Below are 25,407 nucleotides of genomic sequence, written 5' to 3' on the forward strand. Positions count from 1 at the left end.
AATTATATATGGTATTTTATGTCTCATTCCCTACAATAACTTTACGCTAACTTTAAAACTATTCCACATCAGGTATATACCATTTTGCAAAATTATCATACTTGCTCCATATACAAGGGTTAAACTCTCCCCTGATTCTTTTGTTGTATATAGCCGCATCGTAAAAGAAATATAATCCGAGATACGGCATATCCTCGTATATTGCTTCTTTCATGTTAATAAAATATGCTTTCTTCATTGATGAGTCTGTTTCCCGTAAAATCATAGACAAATAACTATCTACAATCTCATTTTCGTAGCCGGCAATATTAATACCCGTTCCGATTTCAGCCGATGAGTACAAAAAGGATATGTCCGGTATTGACGGCACATTACATCCAACAAAAGCCATATCAAACTTACCGGATTTTACTTTATTTAGCTCATCTTCCCATGTTACCTCTTTGATATTCAGAGCAATTCCCACTTCCTGAAGCTGGCCTTGTATTTCCTTTGCCACCTCGAGTCTACGTTCGTTATCGGTATTCACCAATAACTCCAGAGTAAGAGAAGTATTAACACCGTTTATCCTCTTGTATAAAACACCGTTTCTCTCCGTCCACCCACTGTCATTAAGTATTTGCTTTGCTTTTTCAACATCCCTTTCATAGGAAACAATGTTTGTATCATACAACCATGTATCCGGAATTACAGGCAAGTCCGACACCACTGCCTCACCGGGCATAACATCATTTACAAGCTTGCTCCGGTCAACAGCATAGGCTATCGCTTTTCTTACTTCTTTTTCCTTGAGAATTTTGTTGGACAGGTTAAAGGCAATAAATTCAAACCTGTTGCTCACATATTTCTTAAGAGTTATATCCGATCTTCCGCTGTAACCGATCCAATTCTTTGTATCGGCTATGATCATGTCAACTTCCCTGGACTGAAAGGCATTGGTTACAGAACTGTCCTTTCCGTATATTTTTATATTAATCTCCGTGATATACGGCAAGGTAAGCCCGCTCTCATCTGTATCGGAATTTTTCCACCAGCTCTCATTGTCCTCAAGTCTTATAAACTCGTTCTCTCTATACTCTACAAATTTATACGGCCCTGTCCCGATAGGTCTGTCATTTTTTGGCGTATTCATAATGTCTTCCCCCAAGTAATAATGTTTTGGAATTATGGGAAAAGTCATAAGCTCGGGAGTAAAGGAATTGGGACCGTCCATTTCAACCCTGAAGGTTTTTGAGTCAACAGCCGAAAAGCTTACAACATTTTTAAAGCTGGAGGCATAGGGGCTTTTGGAACCGGCATTCACTATGGTACTTGCCGTAAATTCCACATCCTCCGCCGATAAACGAATGTTATCATGCCAGTAAACATTGTCCCTTAAATAAAAAGTCCACACCTTTCCGCCTTCAGACGGCTCCCATCTCTCTGCCAACACCGGTACGGGTTTTTGCTTATCATTGAGCTTAACAAGACTTTCATATATAAAGCAAGAATAATCCTTGACAAAGGCATTAGCCGTCAATATCGGATTCAGAGTATCGGGAGCGGTGGAAAACAGGTTCAATACACCGCTTTTTACAGGCCCGGTATCCAATATATCATCTATATCATTATTTAAAAAACTGTAATCGTTACCTGAATTTTCACCCAAAAGACTGTTTAAATCCACATTGCAGCCTGTTATTAGCACATTTATGAATATAAATACAACAAGCAATAACGTCCTCTTTTTCAAAACGTATCTCTCCCTGATTTATATTTTTATCAATACACCGGTACTGATAAAACTTTTTCCTTTGTATAATATCAACTGCCAGTAATGATCCCTCATTTTCAATCATTGTCAAACTTTTCTTTTTTCAATAATCGATAAACTTGTCTTTTTTCAATCATATAATCAATTAATCATCATAATACCCGCAAGAGTCCCGGTTTTGCCATTGTCGCCCCGGTGTGAAAAAAACATGTCTTTGTTGCATTTGGTACATATACCGCTTAAAACAATATTATCATCCGCAAGCCCTTCATTTAAAAGACTGTTTTTAATTACCGCAGGAAGATCAAAATACCATTTCCCGTCTTTTTTTTCACAGTATTTCGTGCTCCACTCAATGTTTGCTTCAAATTCCCTATATACCTCATCCCCCACCTCAAAACAGCACCTGCCGATTGAGGGACCTATCGCTGCCAAGATATCCTTCGGTTCGCAAAAAAAAGCATCTTTCATTTTCCTTACAGCCTCTTTTGCTATTTCCTTCACCGTACCGCGCCAGCCGGAATGAGCAATTGAAATTACGGTTTTTACCGGATCAAACAGAAAAACAGGTACACAGTCGGCATAAAAGGTAACCAGTGCCACTTTTCTTCTGTTTGTAGCAAGTCCGTCAAATCCAATTATATCGCTCTGCCTTATAATGCCCTTGCCTCTGTCCTCCTCGGTTACCACCCGAATTTTGCTATCATGCACCTGATTTGAAAGAACCATGTTCTCAATTTCAATTTCCAGCGCCTTAGCCACCCTTCTGTAGTTTTCTTCCACATTTTCTCTTTCATCCTTTTTATTAAAGGCCATGTTCAACGACTCATAGGGTTTTTGGCTTACCCCTCCGTGCCTGGTGGTAAAACAGTGGGTAATAACATCCTTATATTTTAACAAGTTATTAAACTGGATCAATTCTATGCCGTTAATTGATACATGGGTTACATCTTTGCTTTTATCAAATCTGTTATCCAATGCCGTAATCCTCCGTTCGCAAAATCATGCTTTGTAAAGCGCAGTGTTAAAACTATTTCCGGATATTATTTTGTTTATTATATATGAATAATATCATACATTATTACTCTTCACAACAGTCATATAACAGCAATTAAATCAAATGTATTTATATATTTATTATACATTCTTTTCGTATAGAAGCCACAAATGAAAAAAAGGCCTTAAAAACCGAGAAACAATATGTTCCAAGGTTTTTAAAGCCTATTCTAGCCAAGCAATTTAAAAGTACTGCTTACTCATCATTATTCCTCTTTCTTTCCATACAATACCGATGCAAACATCGATAAGCTGGCAGGTTTATTATACTCCATATATACCTCGCTGAAACAATCCATTATTTCATCCTGAGTCGGAGCCCAGTTTAATATTTTAATGCTGTATTGTTCATCAGGGTCACTGAAGGAGTCAATAAGCTTTTCCTTTAATTCTTCAGGACTGCTGGCATATAAATCATTGACATAATAATAATCATACTCATATGAATCTGCAACATAATTTACCAGATGGCTGTCAATTTCAAACTCGCTGTTCAATGCGTATTCCAGTGCTATTGAATTATCTGTAGCATTAAACACCGGATAATCTATTCCTATGTCATTATTGGTCACGTCAACATGGGCCCATTTCTCACCTATCTTTACCATATTCCATGCATGAGGAACGGTCTGAAGATCTCCGGTAGCAACAACACAAGGAACACCGGCTTCATCACACAGCAGCTTGAAGGCTTCCGCATAGCTCTGACATACTCCCAGACCGTTAATCAGTATTCCGTATGCATTAAAGGAATCGGGATAAATCTCAGCTATTTCATTAAGGGATTTTCCTTCAAAGTATGCGTCCAATATTTCATGATGGTATTCTCCGTTATCAACCAACCAATCGTGCAAAGCCAACTCCTTTTCATATAACGACATGCCGGGCTTAATAACCTGTTCCACAACACTTTTAACCTTTTCCTTTATTTCTTTCTGTTTTTTCTCAACCACTTCCGCAGTGGATTTATACTCAACCAATACGGATTTTGTCCTATAATCATATCCAAAACGGCTCTCATCGAGAATTAACGGGTTTTGTACTATAACCTTTAAAATAACATCCTCAAGATATGTGGAATCCTCAGCCTCCGGGTAATTTCCCACATATATTGATTTTTTTCTCTCCATCAAACCTTCAACCAAAACCTGCTCAAAGGGCTTCCGGTTTTCTGTAGTTGTTTCGGCTACTTCAACGACATTATCATTGCTTTGAATGCCAGAGCTAATCTCATCGGCGTCGGGAACGGATTTAATATCTATAATATCCTTCAAATCCTCCGCTCCGCCTATAATTGTATTTTCAGAGGATTTTGAATCATCCAAAAACATTGCTATTTCGTCAGAGGTCGGAGGACCATCATAAAAAGTAGCCTTCAGTTTGAAGTTAGTTCCTAAAACCTTACCTTCATAGGTTGGGAAATATTCGTCGCTATCCTTTGAAAAATCCCATACTACTTTATGGTTTGAAGTTTTATAACTTCCAAATCTTCCGGGAACATCGCTGGAAATATACTCAAGATAATCGACACTCACGGATTTGGGAAGTGAAAAGATATTCTCATAATCAAAATCCTCTCCGACATAGTAATAACTGGAGGCTGTCAATTTACTCGGTGCTATTGAAATATAGTCCTCTCCTTCTATTATATTGCTAAGTCTGGATTCCTTCCCGCCAACTACTGACGTAACTGCATAGCTATATACATCCGACAAATAAGAGTTCATAACAACATCAGCATATTCTTCCGCAGTCATTGACATACTGTTCTCTGTTGTTTCTTTTAAAAGCTCCATCTCATATCTGCTGCCTCTGTAAATCTTATATTTTTGCGCACCCTCTATTTTATTCCAAGTAAGAATTATATTCCCGTTATTGTCCTTTTTAACCTTCACAGTAGGTATCGGAATGTCGGAACCCACTGTAAACATTAGTCTCATTGGTTTGCTCAACTTAGTTACTTCCGTAGCATTTAAGTCATGATAAATAACTATGTAATATTTTTGCAATCCACCCCATGACAGGCCTTTGACATCAACACCTTTTCTTGGGTACATTCCCCATGAAGAGTCATCAGGCTTTATTGTAATAATGTTTGATTCTTCATCGTAATCAACTCTTGCTATCAACTCCGTAGTACAATCCCTATCGGAAAACACCTTAAACATATTTTTAATGCCAAAAGACGCAAAAGGAGCATCTGAAAGCTTTAACTTAAATTTAAATACCTGATCCTCGGATACATTATAAATGGGCTCAAGATCCTGAAAATAAGAAATATTTTCTTCATAGGTACTACCATCATGTATATATTCCCCGTCCTTTTTCGGACCTTTGCCGGTGCTGGTCATGGTTATTGTGCTTGTATTTCCGTCCCATTGCACATCCACTCCCACCGCATCACACAATGCCCTAAGAGGTAAATATGTTCTGTTGTTAACCAAAATGGGATAAACCAATGTACCGTCTGCTTCTCTCGGATTGAATGGGTTCCCATACAAAACCATTTTTAAATCAGTATCTTTATATGCCTTACCGGTTCGAAGACTTCTGTCTTTTGAACCTTTCGGAGTTACCTTTTGAGGTGGTACCCACTCACCTCCTCCGATGGAAACCGTTTTGGTGGAAGCATCCCAGTCAACGAATAATTTCAGAGCATCGCACAATGCCCTTACCGGAAGATATGTACGGCCATTGTAAATTACAGGTATAAGATACGAACCGTCTGTTTCTAAAGGAATAAACTCTTCCCCATCCAAAATCATTGTTATTGCTCCGTTAAAGTGTACGGTTATTTCTTCCTGTCTGGCATAGACCACCGGGTTAATAAAACTTAAAACCAGAGCTATAACCAATACAACAGCTAATAAATTTTTTCTTTTCACTGCGCTCACTCCTTAAGTTTTTATAATATAAACAAAATATCACTAATTCCAAGCAATGTCAATTATCTATTTAACATCGATAGCGTCAATTTATTGTAGGAAAAAGAAAAGTAGATGGCATCCCATTTTTTATTTGTGCAACTATTTCAAATAACGGTCTCTTAGTAACGAAAGTGTTTTACATCATTTTGAGCCTTATTTTCTTTTATAATTCCTCTAACTTATTGTCTATTATACCATATAACTCTTTCTTTCTATAAAGAATTCATTTTACTCAATACTTGTGACAAATTAGTACGTTTTGTTATCTATGTTCCTTCACATTTTAACGCTACTTTTAAAAGAAAAAAGTATTTCTATTGTACCATTTTCCATTTTGTCAAGGCTAAAACAGGCAAAGCCCGGCCTTGACAAGTAGGGCTCCGGGTCATGGTACTAAAGTTTTGCTTTTTTCTTTTCTTTTTCTTTTTTTATGTTTTTTCTTTTTCTTTGTCTTTTTTCCAGATATGTATAATTCCTATTGGATAGGCTTACTTGTAAACTTTCCCGTAATTTTTGCTTTATTATTACCTCATCCCTATCCGCATATACCTATAATACGCCTTAATTCTTTATATAAACCAGTTTTACACCCCTTATGAATAACAGTTAAATTACTATTCCATACACTCTCATACCTGTTTGATGACTTCTTTAATTCCTTAATTAATTTTTCCTGAATTTCTTGCCTACTAGATGCTAACTTTTTTTGTTTTTGTGCCATAACTATGTCATATACCTTACCGCCATTCTTCTTGTATATTATTAGCTTTGACATCTTTTCTACACCTTTTCTCGACCAGCCTTTAGGTCTTGAACTTAAACGGGATGAAAATACATGACTCACATGACCTTCAGCACTACAACCCACTATTCCTCTGTTTGACCTTATTTCTATACCATCCCAATTATTTAAAATATATCGCTTTGCATTTTTTTATAGCCTTTATTTTATTTTCATTATCGCCTGTCTTTTCAATTATCTTTTTAAAAACCTTTGTTAGCATTTTTTTTTATCAGATAAATTCAAAGCCTCCTGTAAATCTTGGCTTATTGCTTCATCATTTAAATGTGTGGTCGCAACTCTTACGTATTTTTGAAGATGGTATCTATCAAGTACAAATTTACTTTTTGAAAGACAGTTAACTCCTTGCCTTATCCATGACGCCCCATCTCCTGATATATACACCGTCTCTAAAAAATCAACGTCATATTGTTTATATATGTATTCCGATACTTCAAGCCACAAATCTTCTGAATTCTTATACACTCCCCCAAAATATCGAACATTCTTTAATACTTTTCTCTTCTTATTACTTTTTTCAAAGTCAATTCCCTCATGCACATATACAAGTTTTGGCATAATTGTATTTCTCTTGCCCTTCTCATTCTGTCTCAATATACTTTTTTGTTGTAATGCTACATGGTCCTCATCGGCCTCAACATACAATATTTTTACTTCTCTCTTTTTATCTACTTTTATTTCAGGCTCAACTATTTCAATATTATGTATTTTATTCATCACTGCTTGTTTGCTGATTTCATCAATATATGTCGCCTTTTCTCCTGCCTTTCTGTAGCTGCTGTCAGCTGCTTCATCTATTGCATTAATTACAACATCGGCACTTACTCTGTCATGTGGTTCTACACCTACAATCCTGTCGACTAGGTGTTGTCTATTACCATTTTCCTTATGCTTAAAATATGTCCTGTTATAACTTAGTGTTCCAAATGTCGTTAAAATAGCTGTTTTATCTTTTCTTATAATTTCCCAATACTGTTTCCTTATTTCACAGTTACGGAAATATTCATCCATATCTTCAAGCACTTCTTTAAGTATATCGCGTCCAAGTTTAAATAAATCTTCTTTTAGACCAAGAACAAGATCAGCTAAGTCTTTTCCTTCTTCAATAAAATTTTTTATCTTTTTTTCAATTCTTTTTACCCCAAATTCATTAAAATGTTGTATACTATTATACATAGAAGATGTCATCCTTTCTATTTATTATTTTTGCTTAATTAATATCTTAACAGGATGTCATCTTCTTTTCAATTATATATGGTATTTTATGTCTCATTCCCTACAATAACTTTACGCTAACTGTCCCTTCCTGAAAAGTACTTAAAAAACAAAGCGCCTAAAGCCGCATCTCCCTTCAGTCGAAATTTATTAGAATTTATTATATAATCTAAAATAAGATAAAACAGGAAATAATAACAAGCATTAAATCTAAACCTAAATATACAATTAAACAAATTTTCACTGAGCATTGGCAATTTTTTTAACACCTATGCTTATTTGACCATTGGTAATCAGTTGTTATATGTAAAGCAGTTATTATAAATGTAGATAGAATTTTAGCAAGTAATGCTTTCAATTTTTTGATAAAAAAAAGAGTATTTGAATGTATATATCGTAAATAGCAAGTCAGAAGATTTGTTAGATGAATAAACGGAAAGGATGATTACTGTGACCGATAACGGCAACAGCATCGTACAACTGGATTCGGTAACAAAAGAGAAACTTGCCAGACTGCTATACATGAGTCATATGAAAGAGCCTTTAGACTCCTTTAAAATAGACAGCTTGATGAATGAATACGCTTATTTATGTCATGACGACGGTACATGGACAACACATATTTACGCGATATATCCCAATATAAGAATGTTTTGAATTATAAAGTGTCACAAGCATTAAAAAAATCAGGAAAAGAAAACATGGACAAAAGAAAACATGGACGGAACTATCATTAACGAATTGTTTGAAATTTGTACGGAGGGACTCTTAATAGATTTACAGGAAACAAAAACCCATGAAATCGGTTTATATATACTAAATAACATCAGCACATTGGATGATTTGGAAAATGCCGTTACTGCTTCGAGAAAACGCAAGTGTGACAAAAAGCTAAAATATGATTTAAAATGCAACATATGGAAATTGTTCTAACGACACTCCCTTGTTGTCTGCTTTGGATTGATGTAAAATCTCCTTGCTTATTTGTAAAAAGCCCTCTTAAAGGCGTTTAACCCTTTTTAAAAGATTAATTTATCACTTTAATATTTTTACTATAAAAATTTATATCAAAAACTTATGTCAGAAAAAATAAATTAAAGGAGAAATTACAGGCCGTTTATAAGTGACATTACCTCTGACCTGGTTCTGGCATCGGTTTTTATTATGCCCCTTAAGGCTGAAGTCACGGTTTTAGACCCCGGTTTCTTTACACCCCTCATTGTCATACACAAATGTTCCGCTTCAACAACTACAGCAACCCCCAATGGGTTTATGCTGTTCATAATTATATCTGCAACTTCGCTGGTCAAACGCTCCTGAAGCTGTGGTTTTTTGGCAATAATATCTACAATCCTGGCAAGTTTGCTAAGGCCTAATATCTTGCCCTTTCTGGGTATATAAACCACGTGGGCAACACCTACAAAGGGAAGCAGGTGGTGTTCACATACCGAATACATAGGAATGTCTTTTACAAGAATCATTTCTTCATGAGTGTTTTCCTGAAACACTTTAATGCAATCCTTAGGGTCGGTATAAAGCCCTGCAAAAATCTCTTCATACATTCTTGCCACCCTGTCAGGTGTTTCCACCAGTCCTTCTCTATCAGGATCTTCTCCAATAGCTATAAGTATCTCTCTGACAGCTGCCTTTACACGTTCTTTATCAATCATCTTCACTACCTCTTTTCTGAAAATAAAATTACTTTTTATACAAATTAATTTTATACAAATTAATTTTATACAAATTAAAATTGTTTAAATTATTTTTTTAATATTATTTTTATATAAATAAAATTGCTTTTAAAATTGCTTTTTATACACAATTGGCATGTTAAAATAAATTAAACTTCACATACAAATCATTATACTGTATGCATGGGAAAATGACAATAAATTCTGAAATGAAGGCTATACGTAACCACGGTGTATATAATATCCAAATATACATAATAAGGTAACTAAAAAACCAAGTGATATCGGATGGTATTGTTGAATTTTATGTTAACTAATCAGATTCATTATATAATCTGCAATTATCTCACTAAATATTAAACCTATAGCCATAAAAATCATATTTACAATTATAACGGTAAGTCCTGCTTTACTGCCATTTTTTGTTGCTAATATGCCCATAATAACACCTACAAATCCAAAAATAAAAGAATATCCCAGTAGGGAAACCAGGGCAAAAACCAACCCGCCTACAACCAGGACAATGGTACTAAATGTAGCTGTTTTCTGGCTATTAATGTTCTCCATATCTATCACCCTGTTTAAGTATTTCCTGCTTTTGATATCCATATTCATTTTTTTTGTAAAATCTTTTCACTAAACACTGTACAAAATATAATAAATGGGTTATAATATTATTAGTAACTTATTTTTATTTGCATTTATCTCCAATTTATTTTTTGCAATAGATTCAGCAATACAAATAACATCTGTTCTTGCATATTCCAAGCATTTTATACTGCTTCATTTTGTTTACATAATTGCCAATAATTAAATTTGAAAACATGCTTACTTTTTGCTAAACTTATACCTAACATGTTGCTTATTATGTAAACTCATTTGAACTTTTATTTAAACTTACAAAGGTATTTTATAAAACTAAATTAATAAATAAAGGATGGTTAAAGTGTCTGTGGATTTTAATTTCTTAACTTCAAAACAAAAAAAGGTCTATACTGCAATCGAATCATTCATCAAGGAAAATGGAATGCCTCCTACCGTAAGGGAAATAGGCGAATTAATTGGTGAGAAAACACCTGGAGCTGTACAAGGTATACTAAACAGGCTTGAAGAAAAAGGTGTTATAAGGAGGCAGCCAAGAGTAGCAAGATCTATCCAGCTTGTACAAGAAAACTCAAACTATGCCGACCACGTATATCTGCCGCTAATCAAAAAAATAAGCCAACGTAATGTAGACGACCTGCTCAATATGTACAACATCGTCAAGTACTATCCTGTACCGGCTCATTTGTTTGAAAATGCCGAAAATCATTTTATAATCCAATGTCCTGACAACAGTCTTTTGGACAGTGGCATCTCCTATGAAGACACTTTAGTAATTGACATGAAACCAGACCTTAAAGACGGGGATATAGTACTACTTATGTATGAAAACCTTACTATCCTAAGGTATTATAGCCCTCACGAAGACTCAGACAAAGTTGTTTTAAAAGCTGACAGCGATTTAATTGGAAAGGAAGTATTTAGTAGAGATGAAATAAAAATAATAGGTAAAATGGTTGCTAAATTCACCAAATACTAATTGAAGTACCTGATTATTTTTATTAATTCATCTGTATTAGTATTAAAAATAACAGGGTTAAGCTAATTATTTAAAAGCTTAACCCTTGTTGTTTTTTTATTATTTATTGCTTATTTTTGCTGTTTATATTATTTGACTTTCATTGTTTCTTTGTATTTATTTTTGTGGGCATATTTGGTTTTTACAAACTTTTTATATGTATGCCTTTTTAGACATGCATTTTTTACAGGTAACTTACAATAAGGTCGCCCACTTCATCAGTTCCATAACCCATTTTGCCTGCGCCTAAGTCTTTAATATCATTTTTAACAGCCTTCTTAATGGCATTTTCTATATCTTCTGCTGCCTTAACTTCTCCTAGCTGTTCCAGCATCATTTGTCCTGCTGCTATTGCTGCAAGTGGGTTTATAACATTTTTACCTGTATATTTTGGCGCTGAACCTCCTATAGGCTCATACATTGATACTCCCTCAGGATTTATGTTACCGCCGGCAGCTATTCCCATTCCTCCCTGGATAACTGCTCCAAGGTCAGTTATAATATCCCCAAACATATTGTCTGTCACAATAACGTCAAAGAATTCAGGATTTTTAACCATCCACATACATGTAGCATCAACATGGCAGTAATCTGTCTCTATATCAGGATATTCTTTTGCCACTTCATAAAATACTCTTTCCCATAAATCAAATGCAAATGTTAAAACATTGGTTTTTCCGCATAGCGTTACTTTTTTACCTTTATTTCTCTTTCTTGCATACTCAAATGCAAACCTTATACATCTTTCAACACCTTTACGGGTGTTTATTGATTCCTGGATTGCAATTTCATCAGGAGTACCCTTCTTTAAAAAGCCTCCTCCTCCTGCATACAGACCTTCTGTATTTTCCCTTACAACAACAAAGTCAATATCCTCAGGTCCTTTGTCTTTTAAAGGAGTGTCCACTCCTTCATAAAGGATAACAGGTCTTAAATTGATGTACTGGTCAAGCTCAAAACGCAGCCTTAACAGTATACCTTTTTCCAAAATACCAGGGGCTACATCAGGATGTCCTATTGCACCAAGCAAAACAGCATCCCTTGATTTTATTTTTTCAATATCACTGTCAGTTAATACTTCCCCAGTTTTTAAATATCTGTCCCCACCTAAGTCGTAATACTCTAAATCCACTTGGAAATTATGCTTTTTGCTGACTGCTTCTAAAACTTTAACACTTTCCCGGACAACTTCAGGTCCTGTACCGTCACCAGGTATAACTCCGATATTGTACTTTTTCATATTCAAAATCCTCCTTTTGTAATTTCATATGATAAATGTCCATATGTTTCTGTACCGGTGTGTCATAAGTAATTTACATGTTGTAATTTTTGTATGTTAAAATGTCTGCTTGTAAATATACTCTCTCTAAATATTATAACACTAATTATATTTTGTCATTATAAATATTGATTTATAGATATTAATTATAATTCTTAAAACTAGTTTATTCTACCTGATATTTACCTTAATCATGCCGGCTTTTTAATGTTTTTTGATTTATTTTATAATTTTTCGCCAAATCCATTTTCTCCACAGCCCTTTCATGTTAAAATGATATTAATGGAATTTAGGAAAAGATGCAGCGATATGGAGGTAAGGCACCTTGTCTTTTAAAAAAATAAAGATACTTTTAATGAAAGTTCAATAATCTCAACTATAAATGAAATTAAATCTAGTAATGACAGCCTTTTGATGGATAACTTTATATCTGAATTTACCCCTTTTATTAAAAAAGAAGTAATAAAATTTACAAAAAAGCCTTTTGAAATAGAAAATACTTTTGAATTTAGTGTTGCTGTTTTAGCATTTAAAGAGGCCATTGATTACTATAGTAAAAACCAGCATTTAAGCTTTTTGGATTTTTCTTCTTTATTGATAAGAAAGCGTCTTTTAGACTATGTAAAATTCAGCAATGGAAAAAAAACATTTTCTATTTCCAATTTTGAAAAAAAGCATTTACATTTAATTGAACAACTGCATCTACCGGAACAAAACAAGTACCATAAAGAGTATACCATGTTATATGAAATAAGTATATTTAAAAAAATGCTTAAACCTTTTAAAATATCTGATGAAAATCTTCTCAAGTATTCACCAAGAAATGACATAATAAAACATAAATGTTTTAAAGTGGCGGAAGAAATTTTGAAAAATAATGATTTATTGGAGGATATTTTAACTAAGAAAATTTATCCCGTGTCAAAACTGCAAAAAATTACACAAGTCAAAAAAAGGGACATTAGGTATCATAAAGGGTTTATTGTTTCTGCCGTTTTAATTTTTTCCTCAAAATTAGATACTTTAAAAGGATATATTAATAATTTCTTAGATGAAAAATTTGAAAAAACCGGGGTACTTATAGCAATGAAAGAAAATTATGGTATTGTAGTTACTAAAGAGTTTCTCTTTTTATCAATACCAAAAAAGCCTTCCATGGCAATTGGTCAAACCTTGGAATTTAAATCTTTTTATCTCTCTATAATAAAAGGTGTATCTCATGATATAGTAATAAAAGTGTTGATTATTATTGCTATATTATCAATGAGCGCTGCTTTTTTGTTCAGTTTTTTGGCTCAGCTTTTTCTGGTCTAAAATAAATAATCATATTTTTGCAATTTATGTTGACATAACTAATAATTAACTTATTTGAAAATAATTCTTCGTATTTTTCTTTCTATTGCCATTATTTTTTCCATTCCTGTTGTAATGTCGTTTTCGTCATATTTAAAGAATTTAATTTTGTACCCGTCAACGTGGTATTGTTTTTTCAAATCTTCTTTTGAGAATAAATATATTGTATTTTGAAAGGGTTTTTTCCAACCGGAAATAATTTTTTTATATTCTTTTTTCTTGTTTGTTAATTGGTCAAATCTTTTATGTACATCTTCACTTGTGTTTTCCAGTAATTCTTTGATTATAAGCAAAATATCATCAGATGATAAATCTTCTGCCTTTTTTTCAATTGGTCTGATAACAAAAACATAACCAACAAAAGCAAAACCTACATATACAGTATGGTCATATATGAAAAACACTATATTCTTTATATATTCTCCTTGCTCATTTTCTATAGGTATATCAAAACCATTATATATACACGTAAAATTATCCAGCGGAATAGCTTCTATGAATAAAAAAGGCATCCTGCTATAGAAGAAAACCTTCGCATACCACTCATCAATAAAGTCTTTTTTTTCATAGGGTAAAAAAATATTAACTTTAAATCCTTTTATATAAAATTTTACATGTTTAATTAACATATCTAGAAAGTAATTTATAACATGTATATTATTGTAGTACTTTTCCATTAATAGTCCTTCCTTAACTTCCTTGTATTTTTTCTTATCCGGAATTTCATTCCTTATTTCTTCAATAGACCGGTCAATATACACGCCTCTGCCCAGCTCAACAGCTTTTAGCCGGCCTTGAAAAAAATCAACACAGATAAACTTAGTTTTAAAACAATAAGCAATCTTTTTAATAATATCTCTAAGCATTTTATTCCTCCAAAAGCCATATAACCTTTTATTTTTGTTATTAAGCAGAATTTTTTCAACTACAAATATCAGGTAAATTGCAATTTACCTGATATTTGTAGTTTATCTATATCTTTAATTTAATTATACATCCTGTCTAATCAAAACTCCACCCAAACCATTCTTCTACTGATTCTTTAAATCTTTCTATTAGAACTTCAGCAAAAGATCTGGATGTTACAACTGCTGTAACTCCTGCTGCAGAATCGTAAGGCGTCTTTGATGATCTTTCTTTTATAGTTTTTGTATAAACATTTTCTACATCAAAAACTCTGGTAGTATGCGCCTCATCAACAATAGTAAAAATTGCTCCGAAAAACACACCGGAAAAAGTTGCGTATACAATTCTATTTCCCATTTTTCCTACTTCTATAGTCTCACCGGTAATTGCCCATTCTAAAAAAGCATCATATGCATTGCCTCTTAACATTTCATCTGTCAGTGCAACAAGAAACGAACTGGCACCTCCTGAAATCATTCCCTGTATAATACGCCCTCCAAAACTTAAACCTTTACCATTAACAAATCCAACTCCTATAAAATGACTTGCCAATCCACCCACAGCACCTGTTATTACATCAATACTGTAATCTTTAATTAACTGTTTTGGAGTATAATATATGTCGTTAAATATTCCTTGGTAAAACACATTAATTGTTGTAAATATAGTGTTTAAACTAATGCTTACTGCTAATGATTTACCCAATAACGAACTAACTAAAGTAAAGTTACCCGAAGGGTCAATATTCATTACAGGATTTGCATGGGCATATAGGTACTTGTGCAAGCTGTATGGATCTTGTATAAATCCTTCAAACGGATCCATTGTTGTAAATCTTCCTATAGCCGGATTCATGTACCTTGCTCTTAAGTAGTAGAATCCTATGTTAGCATCATACTGTTCTCCTGTGTACAAAAACTCATTCTCTGTATCGCCTGTTTTTTCAATTAGATTTCCAAAAGCATCATATGTGTATGTATCAGTTACTTCTCCGTTGCTATTTGTCAGAGCCCTTGTACTTCCTAAACCATCAAAGTGATAGTAGCTTTTAACATCTCCTCTTTTTTGGCTTATAAGATCATCCCCATGAACATAACTAACTATAAGCTTGCCTTTTTCATTTCTTTCTTCTAAAACTTTCGCATAATCTGTATTTTTATCTACAGTATATCTGCTAAATTTTGCATCGTCAACTATTTTTCCAACTCTTATCCCGTCCACGTCATAAACATATTCAACAGTTGATGTACCGGTCTGGTTGGTTGTAACTACACTTACAAGCCTGTTATCATATCCATAGGTATATAATATTGTCTCTGTCTCATTTTTCTTTGAAAGAGTGTTTCCATTATTGTCATAAGTATAGACATTTTCACCTTCTGAAATAAGCCTGTTATTTTCATCATAAGTATAATTCACAGTGTTTCCGTCATCCGTCTTAGTCAGCCTGTTTCCTACAGCATCATAAGTATAGCTTATTTCACGTATAGTTCCATCAGGATTATTTATAGTTTCTTTTAACAGTTTATAAGTATTATCATACTCATATTCTATAACTCTTCCGGTATGTTCTTCAATTTTTATTCTGCTACCTGCAGGTCCTAATGTATATTTGTAAGATGAAATAATCTCCCCGTTGGCATCTTGGTTTACAAGCTCTACCAATCTGTTAAGTTCATCATAGGTATATAGCATCTTTGTTCCGTTAGGATAGGTAACACCAGTTCTGTTGCCCACTTCATCATATATGTATGTTGTCACTCCCCCGTCAGGATCCGTCACTGTAGAAAGCCTATTTAACTTATCATAAGTATAGGTTGTTGTCCCGGACGGAACTTTGACACCGGTTTTGTTTCCTGCTGCATCGTAAGTATATTCAATGCTTATTCCATCGGGACCGGTTTCTTTTATAAGTCTTCCCATAACATCATATTCAAATTTTGTAGTTCCCCTATTGTCTGTTACTGTTGCCCTTTGACCTAAAGGAGTATTTCCTTCTGCATTAATACTCTTTGTCCTTGCTCCCGTTTCATCATACTCATAATTTATTTCATTTCCTCTTGCATCAATTATTTTGGTTATATTTCCATTGCCGTCGTACTCGTAAAAAGTAGTATTTCCTAATGCATCCGTAACGGAAATATTGTTACCTGCTTTATCATATTCATAGGTTGTAACATTTCCAAGCGCATCAATTTCTTTGATTTTACGTCCATTGACATCGTATTCCGTCTCTGTAAAACTGCCGTCAGGATTAACCTTTTTAACCAATCTTCCAAGTTTGTCGTAAAAGTATTTGGTAACATTTCCGGCCCTGTCAGTGTAAGTTAGTCTGTTGCCCTCTTTATCGTAAGTAAATTTTTCTTCCGTTCCGTCAGGATAAATGGTTTTTTCTAAATTTCCATAAATATCATATATATATTCAGTACGCCTTCCCAAACTATCAGTTTCAGCAGACTTCTTACCAATAGGATTATATTCTATGGTTGTAGAATTCCCATATGCATCAATAATTTTTGTAAGGCGTCCTTTTTTGTCATACTCATATGTTGTGTTATTTCTTCTTCTCCTATCTTTATGGTTTCTGTCAGACATTTTCCTGCAGAATCATAAGTATAAACTGTTTCAGTTCCGTCTGCACTTATTTTTCGGATTACATTTCCATAGGAATCATAAGTATGGCTTGTGGTATTTCCTTTAGAGTCTGTCATTTTAGTCAAATTCCCTTTTGAATCATATTCAAAAAATGTTGTATTTCCTAAAGGATTCGTTACTTTTATCAAATTGCCTTTTGAATCGTATTCATTTATTTTGGTATTTCCCATTGGATCTGTTTCTGTAAGCACCTGACCTTTGGCATTATAAGTATATTCAGTCTTATTTCCCATTGCATCAGTGAAAGAAGTCACATTATTATTTTCATCATATGTATATGTAATAGTATTTCCAAGAGGCTCAGTTTCTGTCAGCATATTACCATTCTCATCATATGTGTAAGATGTGGTGTTTCCCATTGCATCAACTTTCTTTAATATATTCCCCTTTTCATCATATGAAAATACAGTTACATTACCCATTCTATCCGTTACTATTTCCTGCCTTGCACCTATGTCTCTGGAATATTCTATCCTGTTGCCCTCAGCGTCAATATGTGCAATAATTCTTCCATCGTCATCATATTCATTCCGTACTGCTTTAACTCCTCTTGGATCAATAATATCTATCAAACCATGGTTTGAATTATACGTAAATCTTGTAACATGGCCTTCCTGATCCGTTACTTTTACTAAATCTCCGTAATAATCATATTCATAATTTATACTGTTACCCATAGGTTCTGTTATTTTGGTTATCCTTCCTTCTCTGTCCCTTTCAAAAGTTACACTTTTGCCTCCTGAGTGTGTAATTCCGTCTTTTGTATATGTAATGGTGTTACCGTTAATATCTGTAACACTTTCCAGACCACTGTTCATATTTAATATTAAAACAGTACCCTCCCGTGTAGTAAGTTTATATCTTTGAGGGTTATAACACTCCATGTCAAAATTTCTTAATTCATTACCCACTACATAAGCAACTTTATCTTCATCTAAAGCCTCAAGTTTTGAAAATGTGCCTTTTTTTGCAACAAATGATACACTTACTTCTTGTATGGGAGCAAACGGCTGCATACTTGGTGAAACAGCTACTCTAAATTCATCAACTTTTCCGTCAGGATAAGTTACAGTTATATTATGGGGTTTTATCTCATACAAATTGTAAACCCTGCTGAATACTCCCCCACTTTCTTCATGTCTCCAGTTCTCCCCGGGTTTCATGTTTTGCTCAATACGTACATACTTATATTCTAATGACCAGCCAATACCAAAATCACCTTTGGATTTATTCCGGCTGTCATAATTTCTTGCAATTGATATAGGCAATCCTGCCATTGGAACTGTTAAGTCTTCAAAACTTATTGTAAAGTTTCCAACTTTCATTTCTCCCTCAACTATATACGAAACATTATAAACAGATACATAGCCGCCTGAATCATATACAGATAATCTAATGTCATATTGCCCGTTTCTCATCATTGTTGGATCAAAAATACCAAGTACATCATTCTTAACACTTTTTGTGCCTTCTGCAAACTTTATATACCGGTCTTTACCTGACTGGGAATATTCAAGAATGTATTTTACAAGGTTTTCATCGTAAGCGGTGCCTATAATTTCTACAGGCTCATGTATCTTTGTATACTCCAAAGGACTTTCTATAAAAGCTTCAGGAGGCACTTTATCTCCTTCTTCTTTTACAAATAATTCTTTACTTGCATATCCTTCATTTCCTGCAGCATCGTATGCTTTTGCCACAACCTCAAACATGCCTGCAGTATCAGCGACAAAAGTACCAATACCTGTTTCATCCAATTCAACAGGTTGATTATTAAATTCAGCACTAATGTGTTCCACACCTACATTATCTATGGCTGTAACCTTTATTGTTACTGTAGTTCCGGTATTTAAAACAGTTGCGTTTGTTGCAAGTTCAATTATTGTTTTTCATAATCCGGATCCGGAGTAGGTTCTGGTGTTGGCTCTGGTGTTGGTTCAGGCGTTGGTTCTTCTGTTGGTTCAACTATACTTATCTTAAATTCTTGAATATCATAAGCTCCTTTTGTATCTTCAACTTTAATACTGACATCGTATATCCCTCTGTTTAAAGAAGTAACAAACCATTTTACTTCCCCCGTTTCACTGTCAACGGTCATTCCTTCAGGACCATTTATTAAAGTGTACTTTAAATCATCACCGTCTTCATCATAGGCCTCAGCATTATATATATAAACTCCCTCTGACATCTCTTCAGTTGTAAAACCTTCATAAACAACCATTTCTTGCGAATAATTGTAAAATCCAAATTTTCCTGTAGTGTAGGTATCATCGTACAATGAAATATCATCCAACACAACATCATCATGTCTTATAATTATATTAAAATGCCCATTACCTGAAAACTTCAAAGTAAACTCATAGTCTTCAAAATCCTTATATGGAATGGTATTGCGATAAATTACTTTAACCCTTTCATTCCCCTCCGACATCCATAAATCTCCATCTAAAATAGGCGTGTCGGTATTAATTACTTTTACACTCATTCCTTGTTCACAGTTATTTCCTTTCCACATTTGGGTAGTCTGCTTCCAATCAAAGAGATAAAAATGTCCTTCATCCTGATAACCAAAAACAAAACCCATAAGGTCGTCATCCTTTGATGTATCAACTCTCCATTTACCGTTAACTATACATTTATCCACCTGAATATCACTTAATAGTACTGATGGGTTTGCATTTCTTGTCTGCATTGCTTTTGTCGGCTCAGAATGCACCCAATTTGGAATATCATCATTTGTATCACATAACTGAACCACAGTCCATTTAGTTAAATCTATTATTTCCCTGTTGCCCTCTACCATATTAAGAACAACTTCTTCAACAGGTGTACTTATAAATATAGGAGCATTATTAACAGGTGTTGGTTCCGGTGTTGGCGTTGACTTAGTTCCTCCCGTACTACCCCCTTTAGGAGTTGTTGGTGTCGGACTTGGTGTTGAAATCGGCGTAGATGTTGGCTTTGGCGTCACCGTTGGTCTTGGTGTTTCAGGCGGAGCTAAAGGTGGCGTCTTTTCAGGTATCTCAATGTATTTTAGAACAACATCTAACATTTGAACTGCTTCTGCTCTTGTTATTAAATTAAACGGCCTGAAAGTTCCATCAGGGTAACCTCTGGCTATTTCATGGGATGCAAGGTTTTTTATGCTCTGATATAAATACTTTGGAAATGTTTCCTCATCTTTGAATGTAAATTCAGGCGCACCCTCAAAAAAACCCACTTCAAAAAGCCTTGATACAAGTACTGCTGCATCCTGCCTTTGCATATTTTCCATTGGTCTGAAGGTTCCATCTTCATATCCGGCTATTAAACCTTCACTTGCTGCATAAGATACTGCATTATAAAACCAGTCATCTTTGTTTACATCTTTGAAATTATTTCCTTCTACCTCTTTTTCTTCTTTAAAAATGTTTACAACCATAGCTGTAAATTCTGCCCTAGTCACAAGTCTGTCCGGTCTGAATAATCCGTCATCATAGCCTACAACCCAGTTGTTTTCAACAAACTTTTCAATAGTTTTCCTACACCAATGGTCTTTGATGTCCGGAAAAGTCTCTTTTAAATTTTAGATCTGTCGCTTCCATGGAAAACAATGTCCCTGTTAATAAAAGACAAATGATAAGAGTGCAGGATATAATCCTTTTTGATGTGTTCATTAAAAAATAACCTCCCCTAGAAAAAAAGTTTTTTAGTTTTTTATGTTTTTTTTAGTTTTTATAATATATATTTGTTTGTTTTATGCAAACCTAAATTATAGCATAAAATATATAAAAATAAATAATTTTTTCTAAAAAAATAGTTGCACCTGTTTAAAGTGCAACTATTTTTCACACAATGTAATTATTCTTTTGGCTCTGGTGTTGGTTCCGGAGTTGGTTCTAGCTCTTCTGTCGGTTCCGATGTTGGTTCCGGTGTTGGCTCTGGCTCTTCTGTCGGTTCCGGTGTTGGTTCCGGTGTTGGCTCTGGCTCTTCTGTCGGTTCCGGTGTTGGTTCCGGTGTTGGCTCTGGCTCTTCTGTCGGTTCCGGTGTTGGTTCTGGTGTTGGTTCTGGCTCTTCTGTCGGTTCCGGTGTTGGTTCCGGTGCTGGCTCTGGCTCTGTTCCTGGTGCTGGTAATTTAAAACCTTTTGAACCTATTGTAAGATCTAATAACTCAGGACTGAAACCCTCACTTGATATTTCAAGCTCAACTAAAATCTTTATATATCTTCCGTCTTTAATATTAAATGTACTATAATTTGATACACTTAAAGGCTTAGAATAATTTTTCCCGTCATTGCTGGTTGATACCGTTACGCTTACTTTGTCATCGCTATATACTTTGTCATTCCAATAGATGCTTCCCCACTGAGTGTTTGATCTTTTACTGTCAAATACAACGCTCCATGTTCCATATGATACATATTCACTAACCGGAAGTGATAAATCGTCTATATCTATAACAATTGTATTGTTGTTTCTATCAATGTACTCAAGTGATGTATCTTTTAGAATGATTTTTTTGCCATGTTCAAGGTTTTCAAAATAGACTGACAGCAACATATCCTCTTCTTCTTGCATTTTTATCCTGTCATACTTCCATTCATATGTATAACTTCCATCTTCATTTTCAACTATATTTGCAGGTTCAGGCAACACTTCTAAATCTATTACATTATCTTTTAACACCGTCGTCTTCAAAACAACATTTCTTCCGGACGTATCAAATACCTGCTGTGCCATATACTCCATCATCTCACCCAATTCTTCTGATGAAGGGCTGAACCTGTATATTCCGCTTGTAATATTTGCAAGTTCTTTTAAAAGTGCTTCATTAGCCCCTGAACCAAGTCCTACTGAATGTATTATTATATTTTTTTCTTTAGCAATTTCTGCTTGTGCTACTGCAGGGTTTCTGCTTGCATTACCATCGGACAATAATATAATGGCCTTATCTCTTCCATCCGTACTTTCATTGTTAAAAGTCTCTATTGCTTTTGCCAAACCACTACCAATATTCGTTGACCCACCGGGACCGCTTAAATTGTCTATTACATTTAGTAGTACATCTAAATCACTTTCTAAGCTATTATTAAGGTATGCACTACCATCAAAAGTAACTATTGCAACTCTGTCTTCTTTTCTCACAAAATTAAGTATGTTGCGGCAAGCTTCTAAAGTAGCAGTCCACTTACTTCCTGACATACTGCTGGAACGGTCAAGTACAAGTATAAGATCAATAGGAGTCTTCTCTGGCATATCAGGTTTTCCATGTCCAAAAAGATTAAATGAAATTTCAACTTCATCTTTCCCCGGCATTAATACAGATTTGTTTACTTTTTGAGTAACTTCAATATGTATAGGTTCTCCATCTCTTCCATATGTCATTTGTGTAGTTCTGTATTCTCTTTTAATAGTTTCTATTTCCTGCTTTTTAAGTATCAGCCTATCCTCAATTTCAGTGCTTAGATTGTAAATCTCTCCTTCTTCAAAGTCCTCAGTTGTAGTATATGTACGAGACACTACCGGCAACAAAGTTGGCGTAGAGGTTCTTCTTGGTGTATCCCTTCTAACGCGTGGTGTTGGTGTTGGCGTTGGCTCTTCTGTTGGCTCCGGTGTTTCAGGTGGAGCTAAAGGTGGCGTCTCTTCCGGCAACTCAATATACTTAAGTACAACATTTAACATTTGAACTGCTTCTGCTCTCGTTATTAAATTAAAAGGTCTGAAAGTCCCATCAGGATAACCTTGCACTATTCCATGAGATACAAGATTTTTTATACTCTGACGTGAGTACTCAGGAAATGTATCTTCATCCTCAAATTTTACATCCTCTGCACCTTCAAAAAAATCTACTTCAAAAAGCTTTGATGCAAGCACAGCTGCATCTTGTCTTTGCATATTCGCCATTGGTTTAAAGGTTCCATCTTCATATCCTGATATTAAACCTTCACTTGCTGCATAAGATACTGCATTATAAAACCAGTCACTTTTACTTACATCTGTAAAACTGTTTTCTTCCACCTGTTTTTCTTCTTTAAAGATGTTCACAACCATAGCCGTAAATTCAGCCCTGGTTACAAGTCTGTCCGGTCTAAATAAGCCATCGTCATAACCAACAACCCAGTTGTTTTCTACAAACTTTTCAATGGTTTCTCTACACCAATGGTCTTTGATGTCTGGAAAAGTTTCTTCTTCTGTCATTCCCATGGAAGATAATGTTGCTGTCAATAAAATGCAGATAATGAGTGTGTAGGATATTAGTCCTTTTAATCCCTTCATAAATTAACCTCCCCTAAAAATACTGTTTTTTTAACATAAAGCTATGCTCTTCCTGCAGTATTTGACATAATTTAGAATTTCAAAGTTTTTACTTAATGTATATTTGCTTATTTTATGCAAACACTGCCAAACACAATTATAACATAAAAGATAAAAAAATAAGAAGCTTTTATATATTTTTTTACAGCCTCAAAAATTACACTTTTTATAAGCCAAAAAGAAAAAAATTAAACTTTTAAAAATAGATAAGAAGAAAATCATTAAAATTTATAAAAATAAAAGTATTGGACATGAAAAAATTTTAGTTATCAACAAAAGCTCTTCCTATACTGAAGGGGGGTTTTTTGGGTATATTTTTTGAATATATCATTAAATCTCTGCTGATTAGAAAAACCTACACTTAGAGCAATATCACTTATTTTAGCATCTGTTTCCCTTAATAATTCCTTTGCTCTTTCAACCCTGACATTTAAAAGATAGTTTATAGGGCTTACCCCCATTTCTTCCTTAAACGCCCTGGTAAAATAGCTTGTGCTTAAAAATACATACTTAGAAATATCCGTTAGGGAAATATCCCTTTCGTAATTATTATTTATATAATTAACAGCTGCCTGTATAAGCTCTTTTAATTTGGGACTTTTATTTTTTATACTGTTTTCCCACTCCATTTTTAATGCCCTGGATATTAATACGAAAAGCTCTAAAACAAGAAGATAATTTAAAAATTCACTTCCAATTTCAGGATTTTCCCTCTCTTTTAGTATTCTGTTTAGCAAATTGATTATTTCATTTTTGTGGCTGACTTTTAAAGATATAAAACGTCCCCATTCTTTTTTGTTTACAAAGTTTAGAAAATCTTCCAATGAAACTTCCGCAAACTGATTGTCAAATTTATTTTCAAACCCGAAATTTAAAACGATAAATTCACAGCCTGCCTGGGACTTTACTTCAAATTTATGATACTGCCTTGGCTTTATTATAATGATGTTGTTAGGTCCTATTTCAACAGAAGTTCCTGAAATTTCAAATACAGCATTCCCTTTTTTAACATAAACCATCTCAAAAAACTCATGAATATTAGGCTCCATGTGCCAGCTGGTATCATGGAATCTTTTAATAGATTTTACTATTACAGGTATAAAAGTTGCTGATTCCAGCACACTTTCCCATGCCTTTGGCAAAATATCCTTACCCACTTCTAAACCACTTCCCGTTTTGCATTTGATACAGCCTGCTTTTATTTCTTCCCAATTCTTCTGTGAAACCTGTCAATTCCAAATTTGTTCTTCAAATTGTAGGGTATTGCCTCTTTAGTCCTAAACACACCTAAGTTTACTTTTTTAGCATCCTCAATGGAGTAAAATACCTTTGAGTCACAGCTTTCTATTATATCAATAGCATCGTCCAGTTCCTTACGCTTCATAATAGAGTATATTATTTTTACTGCCCCAGTCTTTCCCTGGGCATCAACAGTGGTAACCCCGAATCCCGCTTCAGATAAGCGTCTTTGTATCTGGCATTGATCCTTCATAACTATAATCCGGACTACCACCACTCCTATTGCAAGCTTTTCCTCAATAATCATCCCCACCAAAGTTCCCGTTGCAAAACCGCCTGCATATGCTATATACGAAAAAATACTTCCTAAATTCTGCATCACCTGGCCAATAACAATAATCCAAATTAAAGCTTCAAAAAAACCTAAGATAGGTGCAAGAAATTTTTTTCCCCTTGAAACAAAAATAATCCTTATTGTTGCCATGGAAACGTCCAAAACTCTTGCTACAAAAATGAACAGGGGAAGAATTACCATTGCATAAGTACTCTGACTAAAAAATTCTTTTAAAATAACCACCAACTCCTAAGTAAATGAGTTTTAAAAAAGTTTTGATAT

The 25,407-nt window shown here is 34.3% G+C and carries 18 protein-coding genes and 2 pseudogenes; 4 read left to right on the top strand and 16 right to left on the bottom strand.

Annotation, left to right across the window (positions count from 1 at the left end):
* Positions 1–58 precede the first annotated feature (58 nt).
* The 4 genes and pseudogenes from HVS_RS14725 to HVS_RS14740 all read right to left on the bottom strand — a co-directional run bounded on the left by HVS_RS14725 (position 59) and on the right by HVS_RS14740 (position 7,726).
* Positions 59–1,732, bottom strand: coding sequence for a peptide ABC transporter substrate-binding protein (locus HVS_RS14725; protein WP_101300224.1), 1,674 nt, complete (start codon positions 1,730–1,732; stop codon positions 59–61).
* 162 nt (positions 1,733–1,894) lie between these two features.
* Positions 1,895–2,731 (bottom strand): peptidoglycan editing factor PgeF, encoded by an 837-nt coding sequence (gene pgeF, locus HVS_RS14730; protein ID WP_101300222.1) that lies wholly within the window; start codon positions 2,729–2,731, stop codon positions 1,895–1,897.
* A 284-nt stretch (positions 2,732–3,015) separates the two neighbouring features.
* A complete protein-coding gene (locus HVS_RS14735) occupies positions 3,016–5,694 on the bottom strand; it encodes a stalk domain-containing protein (protein ID WP_101300220.1) in 2,679 nt (892 codons plus the stop codon).
* A gap of 577 nt (positions 5,695–6,271) precedes the next feature.
* Positions 6,272–7,726, bottom strand: a pseudogene (locus HVS_RS14740) (ISLre2 family transposase).
* Between the two features lie 468 nt (positions 7,727–8,194).
* Here HVS_RS14740 and HVS_RS14745 point away from each other — a divergent pair.
* Positions 8,195–8,410 (top strand): hypothetical protein, encoded by a 216-nt coding sequence (locus tag HVS_RS14745; protein ID WP_159063406.1) that lies wholly within the window; start codon positions 8,195–8,197, stop codon positions 8,408–8,410.
* An 84-nt stretch (positions 8,411–8,494) separates the two neighbouring features.
* A complete protein-coding gene (locus HVS_RS16625) occupies positions 8,495–8,686 on the top strand; it encodes a hypothetical protein (protein ID WP_207654783.1) in 192 nt (63 codons plus the stop codon).
* A 173-nt stretch (positions 8,687–8,859) separates the two neighbouring features.
* Here HVS_RS16625 and folE read toward each other — a convergent pair whose 3' ends face one another.
* Together folE and HVS_RS14755 are read right to left on the bottom strand one after the other, a co-directional pair.
* Positions 8,860–9,423 carry a GTP cyclohydrolase I FolE gene (folE, locus tag HVS_RS14750; RefSeq protein ID WP_101300214.1) on the bottom strand — a complete coding sequence of 188 codons (564 nt, stop codon included), beginning with the start codon at positions 9,421–9,423 and terminating at the stop codon, positions 8,860–8,862.
* A 330-nt stretch (positions 9,424–9,753) separates the two neighbouring features.
* Positions 9,754–10,053 (bottom strand): hypothetical protein, encoded by a 300-nt coding sequence (locus tag HVS_RS14755; RefSeq protein ID WP_242971598.1) that lies wholly within the window; start codon positions 10,051–10,053, stop codon positions 9,754–9,756.
* 328 nt (positions 10,054–10,381) lie between these two features.
* Between HVS_RS14755 and lexA the strand changes: the two genes are divergently transcribed.
* The gene (lexA, locus tag HVS_RS14760) at positions 10,382–11,026 is read left to right on the top strand and encodes a transcriptional repressor LexA (protein WP_101300211.1); all 645 of its coding nucleotides are present in this window, start codon (positions 10,382–10,384) and stop codon (positions 11,024–11,026) included.
* 223 nt (positions 11,027–11,249) lie between these two features.
* Here lexA and HVS_RS14765 read toward each other — a convergent pair whose 3' ends face one another.
* A complete protein-coding gene (locus tag HVS_RS14765) occupies positions 11,250–12,305 on the bottom strand; it encodes a 3-isopropylmalate dehydrogenase (protein WP_101300209.1) in 1,056 nt (351 codons plus the stop codon).
* Between the two features lie 453 nt (positions 12,306–12,758).
* Here HVS_RS14765 and HVS_RS14770 point away from each other — a divergent pair, with 453 nt between their 5' ends.
* Entirely contained in the window at positions 12,759–13,658 is a 900-nt protein-coding gene (locus tag HVS_RS14770) for an anti-sigma factor domain-containing protein (protein ID WP_101300207.1), read from the top strand.
* A 50-nt stretch (positions 13,659–13,708) separates the two neighbouring features.
* Here the strand turns inward: HVS_RS14770 and HVS_RS14775 are convergent, their stop codons facing one another.
* The 9 genes and pseudogenes from HVS_RS14775 to HVS_RS14805 form a co-directional block, all read right to left on the bottom strand.
* Positions 13,709–14,563 carry a hypothetical protein gene (locus HVS_RS14775; protein ID WP_101300205.1) on the bottom strand — a complete coding sequence of 285 codons (855 nt, stop codon included), beginning with the start codon at positions 14,561–14,563 and terminating at the stop codon, positions 13,709–13,711.
* Positions 14,564–14,699: 136 nt separating this feature from the next.
* Positions 14,700–17,198: an RHS repeat-associated core domain-containing protein gene (locus HVS_RS14780; RefSeq protein ID WP_101300203.1), complete on the bottom strand. Its 2,499-nt coding sequence runs from the start codon at positions 17,196–17,198 to the stop codon at positions 14,700–14,702.
* Positions 17,084–19,057, bottom strand: a complete 1,974-nt coding sequence (locus HVS_RS14785; RefSeq protein WP_101300201.1) for a DUF6531 domain-containing protein — start codon at positions 19,055–19,057, stop codon at positions 17,084–17,086. The genes HVS_RS14780 and HVS_RS14785 overlap by 115 nt, the downstream gene beginning before the upstream one ends.
* A gap of 80 nt (positions 19,058–19,137) precedes the next feature.
* A complete protein-coding gene (locus HVS_RS14790; protein ID WP_101300199.1) occupies positions 19,138–20,703 on the bottom strand; it encodes an S-layer homology domain-containing protein in 1,566 nt (521 codons plus the stop codon).
* Positions 20,704–20,745: 42 nt separating this feature from the next.
* Positions 20,746–20,799, bottom strand: a pseudogene (locus tag HVS_RS17780) (hypothetical protein); the annotation flags it as partial.
* Entirely contained in the window at positions 20,780–20,914 is a 135-nt protein-coding gene (locus HVS_RS17580; protein WP_268876570.1) for a hypothetical protein, read from the bottom strand. The pseudogene HVS_RS17780 and the gene HVS_RS17580, both read right to left, overlap by 20 nt.
* A 184-nt stretch (positions 20,915–21,098) precedes the next feature.
* The gene (locus HVS_RS14795; RefSeq protein WP_101300197.1) at positions 21,099–23,513 is read right to left on the bottom strand and encodes an S-layer homology domain-containing protein; all 2,415 of its coding nucleotides are present in this window, start codon (positions 23,511–23,513) and stop codon (positions 21,099–21,101) included.
* A gap of 308 nt (positions 23,514–23,821) precedes the next feature.
* Positions 23,822–24,709, bottom strand: a complete 888-nt coding sequence (locus HVS_RS14800; protein ID WP_101300194.1) for an AraC family transcriptional regulator — start codon at positions 24,707–24,709, stop codon at positions 23,822–23,824.
* Between the two features lie 41 nt (positions 24,710–24,750).
* On the bottom strand, positions 24,751–25,326 hold the full coding sequence (locus HVS_RS14805; protein WP_101304095.1) for a DUF5698 domain-containing protein: 576 nt from the start codon (positions 25,324–25,326) through the stop codon (positions 24,751–24,753).
* Positions 25,327–25,407: the final 81 nt, after the last annotated feature.

The sequence above is a fragment of the Acetivibrio saccincola genome, from assembly GCF_002844395.1.
Lineage (GTDB): Bacteria > Bacillota > Clostridia > Acetivibrionales > Acetivibrionaceae > Herbivorax > Herbivorax saccincola.

Excerpts from the sequence above, each read along its gene's own strand:
- HVS_RS14745 (WP_159063406.1), top strand. The coding sequence starts at position 8,195 with ATGATTACTGTGACCGATAACGGCAACAGCATCGTACAACTGGATTCG.
- folE (WP_101300214.1), bottom strand. The coding sequence starts at position 9,423 with ATGATTGATAAAGAACGTGTAAAGGCAGCTGTCAGAGAGATACTTATA.
- HVS_RS14755 (WP_242971598.1), bottom strand. The coding sequence starts at position 10,053 with ATGGATATCAAAAGCAGGAAATACTTAAACAGGGTGATAGATATGGAG.
- lexA (WP_101300211.1), top strand. The coding sequence starts at position 10,382 with ATGGTTAAAGTGTCTGTGGATTTTAATTTCTTAACTTCAAAACAAAAA.
- HVS_RS14765 (WP_101300209.1), bottom strand. The coding sequence starts at position 12,305 with ATGAAAAAGTACAATATCGGAGTTATACCTGGTGACGGTACAGGACCT.
- HVS_RS14770 (WP_101300207.1), top strand. The coding sequence starts at position 12,759 with ATGGATAACTTTATATCTGAATTTACCCCTTTTATTAAAAAAGAAGTA.
- HVS_RS14775 (WP_101300205.1), bottom strand. The coding sequence starts at position 14,563 with ATGCTTAGAGATATTATTAAAAAGATTGCTTATTGTTTTAAAACTAAG.
- HVS_RS14780 (WP_101300203.1), bottom strand. The coding sequence starts at position 17,198 with ATGTCTGACAGAAACCATAAAGATAGGAGAAGAAGAAATAACACAACA.
- HVS_RS17580 (WP_268876570.1), bottom strand. The coding sequence starts at position 20,914 with ATGAACACATCAAAAAGGATTATATCCTGCACTCTTATCATTTGTCTT.
- HVS_RS14795 (WP_101300197.1), bottom strand. The coding sequence starts at position 23,513 with ATGAAGGGATTAAAAGGACTAATATCCTACACACTCATTATCTGCATT.
- HVS_RS14805 (WP_101304095.1), bottom strand. The coding sequence starts at position 25,326 with ATGGTAATTCTTCCCCTGTTCATTTTTGTAGCAAGAGTTTTGGACGTT.